Genomic DNA, 14,332 nt, shown 5'->3' with positions numbered 1-14,332 from the left:
TCGACCGGAAAGGAAACCGTTGGCAGGCGGAACCCTGCCGCGTCCTCGTGTTGACAAGCATGACTGATGCTTGATCATGCCTGGACGTCAGCAGTGTCTGGGAGGGTGTAATGGCAATGCGCGCGGCTCGTGGTCTGTCGATCCTGATTCTTCTCTTTTTTGCCTGGAATGGTGTCGCGCAGGCGGCTGAAGCCCGGCGAATCGCGACATCGGACAATTCCGATTATTTCGGCTTTGATCTCAGGTCCGACCAGAATGTCACGCTCGACCAGTGCAAGACCACATGTCTGGGTGATCCGGCCTGCCGCGCCTTCACCTACAACACCAAGGCCAAATGGTGTTTCCTCAAATCCGACTACAACCAGCTGAAGCCGTTCAACGGTGCGGTAGCCGGCAAGGTCGTCAACATCGATGGCGACCCCGACATCGGCGCGCCGCCGGAACTTGCCTTCTTCCCCAACTGGATGGCCGATCAGGCCCAGCAATACCGCAACAAGCTGTTGGGTCCGGCCTATGTCAAGCCGACGGAAGGGCTGACGGCGCTGACGAATGCCGCCGAACAGTCCGTGCTTACCGGCGATCACCGCTCCGCCATGCTGAGATACGAAGGTGCCGTGTCCGTCATGCCCGATGATGGCCAGCTCTGGCTCGCCCTGGCGCGCGAAACGCTAGCCGTGCAGCCTGCCGCCAACACGTCCGAGGCTTCCACTTTGCCGGCAAACGGCACCTCGGCCGCCTTCAACGCCTACAAGCTCTCGCGCACCACCAAGACGCGCGCCGAAGTGCTGGCGCTGCTCGGCAACGGCCTCGACAAGCGCGATCTCTACCGCCCAGCCCTGCAGGCCTATGAGGCCAGCCTTGCGCTGGTCCCCTCGCCGGCGGTCCAGGCCGACTATGCCGATCTGAAGGCCCGCAAGGGTTTCCGCGTCATCGACCACACGGTCGATGCCGACACCAGCGCGCCGCGCATTTGCGCGCAATTCTCGGAGGACCTAGTCAAGACCGGCGTCGACTACGCACAGTTCGTCACCGTCGACAACGCGCCGCCCAAGGGCGTCGAGGCCAAGGACAAGCAGATCTGCGTCGAAGGTCTGGAGCACGGTCAGCATTACGAGGTCACCTTCCGCGCCGGCCTGCCGGCCGCCATCGGCGAAGTGACCGCCGCCCCCGTGGTGCTGTCGATCTATGTGCAGGACCGGGCGCCCTCGGCCCGCTTCACCGGCGACAGCTTCGTGCTGCCGGCCGGCGCGCGCCGCGGCATTCCGGTCGTCACCGTCAACATGAACGCGGCCGAGATGAAGCTCTACCGTATCGGCGACCGTTCGCTGGCGCAGCTTCTTTCGGGCTATCAGTTCCTCCACCAGCTCGACAGCTATGATATCTCCAACATTTCCGAGCAGATGGGCGAGCCGGTCTGGCACGGCCAGCTCGACATCGCCAATGATCTGAACAAGGAGGTCACCACCTCCTTCCCGGTCGACGAGGCGCTGCCGCAACGCAAGCCCGGCGTCTATGTGCTGACCGCCCAGGCCGTCAACGACAAGAGCGACGACTACAATTCGATGGCCACGCAATGGTTCGTCGTCTCCGACATCGGCCTGTCGACCTATACCGGCCAGGACGGGCTCAATGTCTTTGCCCGTTCGCTGGGCAGCGCCAAGCCGATCTCGGGCGCCGAACTGACGCTGGTTGCCCGGAACAACGAGGTTCTCGGCACCGCGACCACGGATGCCGACGGCCACGCCGTCTTCAACCCCGGTCTGACGCGAGGCGACGGCGGCATGGTGCCGGCCGTGCTGATGGGCAAGCAGGGCGACAATGATTTCGTCTTCCTCGACATGGGCCGGGCAGGCTTCGACCTGTCCGACCGCGGCGTCACCGGACGCGCGGCGCCCGGCGCGCTCGACGTCTATGCCTGGACCGAGCGCGGCATCTACCGCGCCGGCGAGGATGTTCATGTCGCGGCCCTTGCACGAGACGGCGCCGCCAAGGCGGTCGAGAACCTGCCGCTGACCTTCATCTTCTCGCGTCCCGATGGCGTCGAGGACCGCCGCATCGTCAGCGACGGCGCATCGGCCGGCGGCCACGCCGTCGACCTGCCGCTCGAGCCCAACGCCATGCGTGGCACCTGGTCGGTGTCGATCTACACCGATCCCAAGCAGCCGGCTGTCGCCAGCCAGATGTTCCTGGTCGAGGATTTCGTGCCGGATCGCATCGAATTCGACATGAAAGTCGACAAGCAGGAGATCGCACAGGACGAAACCGCCAACATCAACATTGACGGCCGCTTCCTCTACGGTGCGCCGGCAGCAGGCCTGGCGCTGGAAGGCGAGTTGACGCTGTCGACGTCCCGCGATTGGGACCGTTTCCAGGGCTTCTCCTTCGGCCTCGCCGATGAGCAGTCGGCCGAACCCACGGTCACCCCTCTCACTGATCTGCCGGTGGTTGGCGATGACGGCAAGGCGACCTTCCCGGTCTCCGTCGAGCAACTGCCCTCGACCACCAAGCTGGTCGACGCCAAGGTGACGGTCCGGATGCGCGAAACCGGTGGCCGCGCCATCGAGCGTTCGCTCAACATCGGCATCCGCCCGCAAGGCCATATGATCGGCATCCGTCCGGATTTCGCCGACAATGAAGTGCCGCAGGGCGGCACGGCGAAGTTCAGCCTGATCGCTGTCGATCCCGACGGCAAGCGTGAGGCGCTGAAAGGCGCCCAATGGACGCTGGTCAAGGTCGAACGCAATTACCAGTGGTACCGCTCCAACAACTCGTGGAACTACGAGCCGGTCACCTTCACCAAGTCGATCGCCAACGGCCAGGTCGACCTCAGCGCCGACGGCGACGCTACGGTCTCCGTGCCGGTCGACTGGGGCCAGTACCGCCTCGAGGTCGAGACATCGGATCCCGAGGGACCGGCGACCAGCTACGAGTTCGACGCCGGCTGGTACGTGTCCTCGACCACCACCGAAACGCCTGACGGCCTGGAGATCGCCCTCGACAAGGACACCTATGCCGCCGGCGAAGTGGCCAAGCTCAAGGTCTCGCCGCATTTTGCCGGCGAACTCCTGATCAACATCGGCTCCGACAAGCTGTTGAAGACCGTCACGGCAACCGTGCCGGCCGGCGGCAGCACAGTCGACATCCCGGTCGGTGACGACTGGGGCGCCGGCGCCTATGTCACGGCAACCCTGTTCCGGCCTGGCGACGCGCAGGAATCGCGCATGCCGGCCCGCGCCATCGGCGTCAAATGGCTGAAGGTCGATCCGGGCTCGAAGAAGCTCGCCGTCACCCTCACGCCGCCGGACAAGACCATGCCGCGCCAGCAGCTGTCGATCCCGGTCGCGGTGGCAGGCGTACAGCCGGGCAGCAACGCCTATGTCATGGTTGCCGCCGTCGATGTCGGCATCCTCAACCTGACCAACTACAAGGCGCCGGATCCGGAAAACTGGTTCTTTGGCCAACGCATGCTGGGCATGGAAATCCGCGACCTCTACGGCCGCCTGATCGACGGCTCGCTGGGCAACACCGGCAAGCTCAGGACCGGCGGCGACGGCGCCAACATGCAGACGCAAGGCAGTCCGCCGACCGAAAAGCTGGTCGCCTTCTTCTCTGGTCCGGTTCAGCTCGACGCCGACGGCAAGGCGCGGATCGACTTCGACATTCCGCAGTTCAACGGCACCGTGCGCGTCATGGCTGTCGCCTGGACCAAGGAAGCGGTCGGCCATGCGCAGTCCGACGTCATCGTGCGTGATCCGGTGGTCATCACCGCCGGCCTGCCGCGCTTCCTGGCGCCTGGCGACGCCGCCGTCATGCGCCTTGATGTCGCCGACACCGATGGCCCGGCCGGTGACTATGCGCTGTCGATAAACACGACCGGCGACCTGTCGACCGGCGACAAGCCTCTGCCTGAGAAGCTGACGCTGGCCAAGGGCACGCGGCAGACACTGACCGTGCCGCTGATCGCACAGACGGCGGGCAATGCCTCGATCACCATCAAGCTTGCCCATGCCGACGGCACCGCTGTCGAACAGACGCTGTACGTGCCGGTGCGTCCGGCGCAATTGCCGGTCACCACCCGCCTGGTCGTCGACCTCAAGGGCAATGGCGGCGCTTTGCGCGTCGACAAGGAGCTCCTGGCGGCAAGCCTGCTCGACGGCGCTTCCGTCAGCGTCGGCGTTTCGCAGGCTGCAGCCTTCGACGTGCCGTCGCTTTTGATGACGCTCGACCGCTACCCCTATGGTTGCGCCGAGCAGACCACCAGCCGCGCCATGCCGCTTCTCTACGTCAATGAATTGGCGTCCGGCATCGGCATGGCCAGTGACCCTGACCTGCACGGCCGCATCCAGGATGCCATCTACAAGGTTCTGAGCTACCAGGCCTCTGCCGGCAGCTTCGGCCTGTGGGGTCCGGGCTCCGGCGACCTTTGGCTCGACGCCTATGTCACCGACTTCCTGACCAGGGCGCGCGAGCAGAAATACGACGTGCCGAGCCTGGCCATGAACCAGGCGCTGAGCAACCTGCAGAACTCGCTCGGCTACGACCAGAGCGTACAGGACCGTGGCAGCGAGATCGCCTACGCCCTCTACGTCCTGGCCCGCAACAAGAAGGCTTCGATCGGCGACCTGCGCTATTATGCCGACACCCAGCTCGAGGCTTTCTCGAGCCCGATGGCGGTTGCCCAGTTGGCGGCGAGCCTGGCGCTCTACGGCGACACGCCGCGCGCTGAAGCGACGTTCAAGACTGCGCTCCAGCTCGCCAAGGCGACAACCGACTATGACTACTACCGCTCCGACTATGGCTCGCCGCTGCGTGACGGCGCGGCGATGCTGGCGCTGGCGGCGGAATCGAAGCCGGTGCCGACGATCGTACCGGAGCTTATCAAGCTGGTGACGAAAGAACGCGCCGAAGCCGATTGGACCACCACCCAGGACGAATCCTGGATGCTGCTGGCGGCCCGCGCATTGAAGGAAGGTAATGATTCGATCACGCTGACCGTCAATGGCGCGCCGCATTCAGGCGGTTATTCCAACCAGATCAACGGCAGCGACCTGGTCGACAGCCCGCTCGCCATCGCCAACACCGGCAAGACCCCGCTGCAGGCCGTCGTCACCACCGTGGCGTCGCCGATCCAGCCGCTGCCGGCCAGCGGCGACGGCTTCACCATCGGCCGAACCTACTACAAGCTCGATGGCACCGAAGCCAACGTCACCGAGGCGACGCAGAACGAACGCTATGTCGTTGTGCTCAAGATCTACGAGCAGAACCGCTGGCCTTCGCGCCTCCTGATCACCGACTTGTTGCCGGCAGGCTTCGAGATCGACAATCCGGGCCTGGTCTCCAGTGCGCAATTGTCGAACTTCTCCTGGCTCGCCCAGACCGACGCGGCCCATCTCGAATTCCGCGACGACCGTTTCGTCGCGGCGTTCAACCCCAATGACGGCGATGGCGACCGCAACATCACGCTGGCCTATGTCGTGCGCGCGGTGACGCCGGGCACCTACGCCCATCCGGCGGCGACGGTGGAGGATATGTACCGGCCGCAATATTCGGCCCGCACCGCCACCGGCATGATGGAGGTCAAGGCGCCGTAAGGCGCCGATGGTGGCGATCATGAACAGAACGATGGCGCCAGCGACATCCCCCTTCTCCCCGTCACCAGACGGGGAGAAGGTGCCGGCAGGCGGATGAGGGGCAGCACCATGCTCTCCAGAAAAGTCCTGCGCCGCGCAGCCGTCACCGCAGCTTCCTGCACCGGCATCCTTGCCCTTTCCGTCGCCTCCCTCTGGGAACTCGACCGCGCCTTTCCGCCGCCGCTCCCGGCCGAGCTCACGGTCTCGACGGAAGTCCAGGACCGCGACGGCCAGCTGTTGCGCGCCTTCGCCACGCCGGACGGTTATTGGCGGCTCGAAACCAGGCTCGACCAGGTCGACAAGCAGTTCGTCGACATGCTGGTCACCTATGAGGACAAGCGCTTCTGGGACCATGGGGGCGTCGACGTTCTGGCGCTGGCCCGCGCCGCCGGCCAGTTCGCCACAAGCGGCCATATCGTCTCCGGCGGCTCGACCCTGTCGATGCAGCTCGCCCGACTGATCGAGCCGCGCGAAAGCCGCAGCCTCGGCTCCAAGATCAAGCAGATGCTGCGTGCCATCCAGATCGAGCGGCGGCTGTCCAAGCGCGAGATCCTCGAACGCTACCTGACGCTGGCGCCGTATGGCGGCAATCTGGAAGGCGTGCGCGCCGCCTCGCTGGCCTATTTCGGCAAGGAGCCGAAGCGGCTCACCGTTTCCGAAGCCGCCCTGCTCGTAGCCTTGCCGCAGCTGCCGGAAAAGCGCCGGCCCGACCGCAACCTGCAGATCGCCCACGCCGCGCGCGACCGGGTGCTGACCCGCATGGTCTCCTCCGGCCTGCTCGGCGAGCGCGAGGCGGCGCGTGCCGCCCTCGACGATGTGTCGGGCCTGCGCCGCACCTTGCCGGCGCTCGCCGCGCACGCCGCCTATGCGATGCTGCCTAAGGCCGTGCCCGGCCAACCCGTGCAGCTGACGATCCGCAAGAGCGTCCAGGAGGGGCTGGAGCAGGTCGCCAGGGACGCCGCCACCAAGTTAGGGCCTCGCCTCTCCGTTGCCATGGTGCTGGCCGACGCCCGCACCGGCGACATTCTCGGCGAGGTCGGCTCGGCCAATTTCTTCGATGCCAGCCGCTCCGGCTGGATCGACATGACCAAGATCGTCCGCTCGCCCGGCTCGACGCTGAAGCCGTTCATCTATGGACTTGCCTTTGAGCAGGGCCTGGTGGCGCAGGAAACGCTGATCGACGACAGCCCGGTCGATTTCTCCGGCTACCGGCCGAAGAATTTCGACATGGGCTACCAGGGCGACGTCAGCATCCGCCAAGCGCTGCAGCTGTCGCTCAACGTGCCGGCGATCCGCGTGCTGGACGCGGTCGGGCCAACGCGGCTGATGGCGCGCTTTCGCCAGGCTGGCGTCAGCCCCACGCTGCCGGTCAACGAGGCGCCGGGCCTGGCCATCGGCCTCGGCGGCGTCGGTGTGTCGCTGCGCGATCTCGTCCAGCTCTACACAGGCCTCGCCAATGGCGGCAAGACGCACACGCTGCATGACGGCACCGAGCCGGCCAATGCCGAGCGCACCACCGCCACCATCCTCGACGGTCAGGCCAACTGGCAGATCATCGACATCCTCTCTGGCGTCAAGCCGCCCGAGGGCGCCTCGCAGCGCGGCATCGCCTACAAGACCGGCACCTCCTATGGCTACCGCGACGCCTGGTCGGTTGGCTTCGACGGCCGCTACGTGCTGGGCGTCTGGGTCGGCCGCCCCGACGCCGGCGCGGTTCCCGGCCTCTCCGGCTACGTCTCGGCCGCCCCGATCCTGTTCGAGGGCTTTGTCCGTTCCGGCCTCGCCACCGTGCCCTTGCCGGGCAAGCCTCCCGGCGTCTTCAGTCCCAAACGCGAGGACCTGCCTATGACGCTCGCCCGTTTCGGCACCGGCTCGGACGGCCTGGTGCAGGCGACACCGACCGAACCCGCGCCGACCATCATCTTTCCGCCGGACGGCGCTCGCGTCGACCTCGGCACCAACTCAGCCGCTGCCTCGCCGCTGGTGCTGAAGCTGCAAGGCGGCCGGGCGCCGTTCCGCTGGCTGGCCAACGGCAAGCCGCTGACCGGCATCGACCGCCGCCGCACCGCAACCTGGCAGCCGGATGGCGCCGGCTACTCGACGCTGACCGTGATCGATGCCGCTGGACGCGCAGCAAGCGTGAAAGTGTTCGTCGAGTGAAAGCGTTCCTTGAATAGAATGCGCCAGGCGATTCAGTGCATTGGCTTTTGCGCGCTGATGGTGGCGGCTTTCGCTCTGCCGACACATGCCGACACCCTGCCCGCCGGCTTTGTTCACCTCACCGCCATCGACCCTTCGATCCGCCAGGACATCCGTTACGCCGGATCGGGCAATTTCCTGCGCCGCAAGGTGAACGGCTATGAAGCGCCGGCCTGCATCCTCACCGAGCAGGCGGCCAAGGCGCTTTCGGACGTCCAGAAGGCGATTGCCGCCAATGGCCTGACGCTGGTCGTGTTCGATTGCTACCGCCCTGCCCGTGCCGTCACCGACATGGGGCAATGGTCGCGAGAGGGCGGGCCGCCCGATCCGCAGTGGTATCCGCGGGTCAAGCGAGGCGACCTCATCGCCAAGGGCTATGTCGGTGAACTGTCCAGCCATTCCCGTGGCTCGACGGTCGATGTCGCCATCGCGCGAGCCGACAGCAGATCCGCCTCGAAACCGGCCTGCGGTGCTGTCGAAGCCGACACGCTCGATTTCGGCACCGGCTTCGACTGCTTTGACCCGATAAGCGAGACCGCACACCGCGGGCTCGCCGGCGAAGCCGCGGTAAACCGCAAGATGCTTCTCGATGCCATGCGCACCGGCGGCTTCAAAAACTATGCGCGCGAATGGTGGCATTTCACGCTGGCAAATGAACCGTTCGCCAAGCAGCGATTCGACTTTCCCGTCACCGCCAGGTGAGACAGCCACCAAACCGGTGGAACTGCTGTTCAGCGACCTGATACTTCAACAAGTTGTTGTATAAATACAACTTAAATTGCCCGTCACTAGTGATTGCCCTGAAATCACGCAGACTCGAATTGCAATTCCCTTCCGCAAGGATACGCATGGCCGCTGGAGGGCTTCCAATGGGTTTTACGTCGGGTTTTGACGTCGTGTTCGTGCGCGACGTCGTTCAACTATGTCCAAAGCGTCGCCGCTCGCTGCTTTTGGGCACGGCGCTCGGCTCGACGCTGGTAGCGCTCTGCGCGTCCCCGTCATTCGCGGCAAACTGCACGCAGCCGGCCTCGCCCTCGCCGATCACGGTCAACGGCGCTGCAACGCCGATCTCGTGCACCAACACCGTCGTACGCACTGCAACCGTGGCTGGCGACAACGCCATCGGCATTGTGACGACCGGCAATGGCAACATCGTCGACATCACCAACAGCGGGCCGCTGACCACGACTTCGACTTCACTCATTCCGGGGCCGACTTTCTCGCAGTCTACCGGCGCGCGTGGCATCTATGCCGGCACCAACGGCATTGGCGCTGACATCACCATCAACAACACCGGCACCATCAACTCGTACAGCGACAGCATCAAGGCGACCGACGCCGCCACGAGCGGCACCGTTTTCAGCAGCGACACCCACATCACCATCACCAATTCAGGCAACCTGACCGCAGGCCCCAACGCCGAGGGCATCTACGCCAATGCCGGCTACGGGTCCAACAACGTCGTGACGATCAACAACAGTGGCGTCATCCAGACCGGCGCCAGTGCCTCTCAGATCGGCACATCGTCCGGCATATTCGCCACCGTCGACGGCGACAACAGCCAGATCAACATCGCCAACAGTGGCGCCATCAGCACGATCGGCGACACCGCTTCGGGTATCTCGGCGATCGCCAACTACTACAATGGCGACAATGGCAGCATCGTCATCGGCAACAAGGCAACCATCACCACGACGGGCGCCGGCGCCGATGGCATCCTCGCCAAGGCCGGCAATCCGGACCATGGCGGCACGGTCAAAATCACCAACGCCGCCACCGTCAGTGCCGGCAATATCGGCATCGCCAGCTTCACCTATGGCGCAGGCGGCAACATCACCATCGACAACAAGGGCAATATCACGGCCGGCACAGGCGGCGCCAATGCCTCCGACGGCATTATGGCCGTCGCCTACGGCAGTGACGCGACCATCACCATCACCAATGGTGGTACCATCGACACGACCGCCGGCGGTCACCGGTCTGTCGGCATCCAGGCGACGGCTGGCTACTACGACTACAGCAACGCGCACATTTCAGTGACCAACACAGCCAGCATCACCACTGGCGCCTATTCCGAAGGCATCCTCGCTCGCTCCTATGGCACCGGCGCCACGGTCACCATCGACAACAGCGGCGCCCTCAACGCCGGCTCGCTCGGTATCGTCGCCAACGTCTACGGCGACAGCAGCCAGATCAGCGTAACCAACAGCGGGGCGATCACAACCACGGATCCGAACGCGAATGGTATTACGGCGGTCGCTATTTCCTATGGCAGCAGCGGCGACAGCATTGTGATCGACAACAAGGCCGGCGGCACCATCGACACCAGCACCGGTACGTTCGGCATCTTCGCGCTGGCAGGGAGCAACGGCAATACCGACCCCGACAATGGCGGCACCATCACTATTACCAATGCCGCCACGATAAGTTCCGGCCACACCGGCATCGCCGCCATCACCTATGGCAATGGCGGCGACATAACGGTTTCAAACTCGGCCGCGATCACAGCCGGAAAACTGGGCGACAACGGTTCCTACGGCATCCTGGCTGTTGCCATCGGCAGCGACATAGCCATCGATATCACCAACAGCGGCGCCATCGACACGACCGCCGGCGGTCCTAACGCGACGGGCATACAGGCCTCGGGCACCTATTCCTCGGCCAGCAACGTGCACATTTCGGTCACCAACAGCGCCAGCATCACTACGGCCGCCAATTCCGAAGGCATATTCGCCCAGGCCTACGGCGACGGCGGCATGGTTACCGTCGACAACAGCGGCGCCATCAAGACCGGCGACAGCACCTCGACGAACGGTCGTTCGTCCGGCATCGCCGCCAATGTCAATGGCGACAACAGCCAGATCAGCGTCACCAACAGTGGCGCGATCACAACCATCGGCGTCGGTGCGAACGGCATCACCGCGATCGCCAACCTCTATGGCACCTGCAGCTGCCAGGGCCCCCTTTTCCCGGCCACCAGCAACGGCAGCATCGTCATCAGCAACAAGGCTGGCGGCACGATAACCACGACAGGAAGCTATGCGTCGGGCATCTTTGCACAGGCCGGCAACAAGGATCCGTCCGACCCGGGCAATTCCAATCCCGACGATGGCGGCACGATCAACATTACCAATGCCGCCGTGATCAAATCGGGGGGCAAGGGTATCGCCGCCGGCACTTACGGAGCCGGAGGCACCATCAGCGTCACCAACAGCGGCGACATCGCCTCGACGGCCGGCGAAGGCCTCTATGCCAAGTCCATTGGCGACAACAGCAGCATTGCCGTCGCCAATACGGCATCCGTCGATGCCAAGGGCGGCGTTGCCGGGCTGGCTGCCTACACGAGCGGCGCCGGCAGCAACATCGTCATCGGCAACAGCGGAAACAATGCGGAACTGTTCGGCAGCGTGGGCTTCGGCGCAATCGCTGGCGCGACCGGTACATCGAGCACGATCCTCGTCACCAACGATGGCAAGATCAGCGGCGAGCTTGGCGGCCTGCAGGTCAATTCGACCGGCGGCTCCACGGTCACCATCGGCACGTCGGGCTTTGTCGGCGCCAACAACAACCTGGCCATCAAGTCGACCGCCGGAACAACCAGGATCGACGATGCCGGCGTGATTGCCGGCCGGGTCGAATTGAGCGACGCCGGAAATGTCATGAACGTCAATGATACCGGCGTCTTCAGGGCATTCACCGACAGCAAATTCGGCGCCGGCAGCGATACGCTCAACAATGGCGGCACCCTCTACGCATCGGGCAGCTTCTTTGGCTCGTCACCGAGCACCGTCAGCTTCATCGGCCTCGATAGCTTCGTCAACGGCAGCCTGGGCTCCGGAGCCGGCCTGACGACGATGATCGATGGCGTGGCCGGCGACAAGCTGATCACCAGCGGCAACTTCACCGGCCAGGGCAATTCGAAGCTCGGCGTCGACGCCAACTTTACCACCGGCGTCGCCGACACTCTGACAATCGGCGGCAATTCGTCCGGTCATACCGATTTGGTCGTGAATGTCGTCGGCGCCGGCGCGCCGGCGGTCTTCATCCCCGTAGTCACGGTGACCGGAACAACCGCCGACAGCGATTTCGATCTGGCTGGTCCCGTCAATGCCGGCTTCTTCACCTACGGCCTGTTCCTGCAGGGCAACACACACGGCCTGCGTTCCATCGGGCTTGACAATGCCGGTTTCGAACTGCCTGCCGGCGTGACCGGGGCACAGGATGTGTGGCTGGATACGACCGGCTTCTGGCAGGACCGCATGGCGGATCTGCGCACGCAGGAAAGTGGCGTCCACAATGCGGATATGCCGGAGGAAAAACTCGCCGCGCGCATGGGCGGCCTCTGGGCGCGGGTGTCCGGCGATTGGTCAAATCGCGACAGCAGCGTCAGCTTCACCGATCCGGTCTCGCTGCAGGCCGAGACCCTCAACCTCGATCGCAAGCAGCGCACCAGCGCCTTCCTCGGCGGCATCGACATGGGGCTCGAAGGTGTCGCCGGCGGCGATATACTGTTCGGCGTCATGGGCGGCTACGTCACCTCCAAGCTCGACTTCAAGGCGACGGACGACAGCTGGGACTACAAGGGCGGCACGGTCGGCGCCTATGCTACCTACCTGAATGGCGGCTTCTACCTCGACGGCCTCGTCAAGGCCGATTTCCTCGATGTCGACATCAACGACGTCGGCGGCAAGGCGAGCACCAACGCCACCAATATCGGCGCGCGCCTCGACGCCGGCTACCGCGTCGCCATGGGCCGGGGCTTCATCGAGCCGCAAGCCAGCCTGGAATGGGTCCGCACCAATATGGATTCGGTATCGCTGTTTGGCGGCGACATCGACTTCCAGAACGGCAGCAGCGGCCGCGCCAGGATCGGCGTGCGCATCGGCACCGATATGCAGATGAACGGCATGACCGTCAGTCCGGACCTGACGCTGAGTGTCTGGAACCATTTCGGCGACAGCAACGCCGTCGACATCAACTTCCCCGGCAGCGCCTTCTCCGCCACCGACAGCGCCGGCAACGGCACGTTCGGCGAGGTCGGCGTCGGCGTGAACGTGGCCAGCGCCAGCAACTGGTCCGGCGTGGTCCGCGGCAGCGTCCGCTTCGGCAACAATTACAGCGCCGGCTCCATTGGCGCGGCACTCCGTTACGGCTGGTAGTCCAGCGGATTGCATCTGAACTTCTTGCGCCGGCCCTCGCGGCCGGCGTAGTCATGACTAGGTCCACCCATGGAGCAAGCGTGAGCACATCCAAGGCCACTGACGAGGCCCCGGCGAAACCGCCCGAAGCCGCGTCTCCGAGCGCGGCCGAACAGCGGACCAACATCTCGCTGTCGCGCGGCTTCATCAACTGGATGGAGACGGCGCAGTGCTCGCTGGCCTTCACCTCCTACCAGACCGGGCAATTGTTCCTGGTCGGCCTTACCGGCGACAGGAAGGCCTCGATCCACCAGACCAGTTTCGTCAGGGCCATGGGCGTGACCGTTGCCGGGCAGCGCATCATCCTAGCTTCCGACACGGCGGTGTGGCGGCTGGAAAACATCCTCGGACCCGACCAGGTCGCCAACGCCATTTACGACCGCATGTATGTACCGCGCGCCGCTTCTTACACAGGCGACCTCGACATCCATGAACTGGCCGTGCGCGAAGACGGGCAGATCGTGTTCATCAACACCAAGTTCTCTTGCCTGGCGACGCTGAGCCCGACGCATTCCTTCCGGCCGTTGTGGAAGCCCTCCTTCATCAGCAAGCTGGTGCCTGAGGACCGCTGTCATCTTAATGGTCTCGCCATGCAGAACGGGCGCGCCCGCTATGTCAGCGCGATCAGCCGGTCGGACTCGGTCGGCGGCTGGCGCGACCGCCGCTGGGAAGGCGGCATGATCATCGACATCACCGAGGACCAAGTGGTGGTCGACGATCTGTCGATGCCGCATTCGCCACGCGTCCATGACGGTGCGCTGTGGGTGCTGGATTCCGGCCGCGGCTTCCTGGTCCGCATCGATCCCGGAACCGGACAGCGGCAGAACATCGCCTTTTGCCCCGGCTTCCTGCGCGGCCTGAGCTTTCATGGCCGCTTTGCCATCGTCACCACCTCGCTGCCGCGCGATGGCCTGTTCAAGGACCTGCCGCTACAGGACAATCTGCAGACGCGCGACGCCGAGCCGCGCTGCGCGCTCTACATCATCGACCTGCATACCGGCGGCATAGCCGAGTGGATCGAGTTGAAGGGACACATCACCGAGCTTTTCGACGTCGCCGTCATTGCGGGCTGCCGCTGCCCTTCGTCCGTGCCGCTCAACAGCCCGAACATGGCTTCGCTGATCACCATCGACAGCGAAGGCTGAGCGCGCGAATCGGGCCCGGCAGGCGAAGTCCTTGTCCCGGCCGGTCCAAAGCCTAGATCAAACATCAGGCAGGCTCGCCGTTCGCTCAGTGCAGCCATGAGGAAGAAATTTCTCCGCACAGCGAAATATCGTCGAACATTTTCTTCAGGGGGCCAAAAAA

At 64.6% G+C, this 14,332-nt stretch carries 5 protein-coding genes; all 5 read left to right on the top strand.

The genetic code is table 11. The annotated features are described in order from the left end of the window. The first annotated feature begins 110 nt into the window (after positions 1–110). Positions 111–5,591, top strand: a complete 5,481-nt coding sequence (locus AC1DYW_RS16560; protein WP_477226936.1) for an alpha-2-macroglobulin family protein — start codon at positions 111–113, stop codon at positions 5,589–5,591. Positions 5,592–5,699: 108 nt separating this feature from the next. Further along, positions 5,700–7,790, top strand: a complete 2,091-nt coding sequence (gene pbpC, locus AC1DYW_RS16555) for a penicillin-binding protein 1C (protein ID WP_477226935.1) — start codon at positions 5,700–5,702, stop codon at positions 7,788–7,790. Positions 7,791–7,808: 18 nt separating this feature from the next. Continuing rightward, entirely contained in the window at positions 7,809–8,531 is a 723-nt protein-coding gene (locus tag AC1DYW_RS16550; RefSeq protein ID WP_477226934.1) for a M15 family metallopeptidase, read from the top strand. Between the two features lie 167 nt (positions 8,532–8,698). Further along, positions 8,699–12,988 (top strand): autotransporter outer membrane beta-barrel domain-containing protein, encoded by a 4,290-nt coding sequence (locus tag AC1DYW_RS16545; protein WP_477226933.1) that lies wholly within the window; start codon positions 8,699–8,701, stop codon positions 12,986–12,988. A gap of 80 nt (positions 12,989–13,068) precedes the next feature. Further along, positions 13,069–14,172 (top strand): TIGR03032 family protein, encoded by a 1,104-nt coding sequence (locus AC1DYW_RS16540; protein WP_477226932.1) that lies wholly within the window; start codon positions 13,069–13,071, stop codon positions 14,170–14,172. Positions 14,173–14,332 lie beyond the last annotated feature (160 nt).

It is taken from the genome of Mesorhizobium sp. P2_D5, assembly GCF_056404355.1.
The sequence above is the reverse complement of the archived record's forward strand: the minus strand, read 5'-3'. Positions and strand labels throughout refer to the sequence as shown.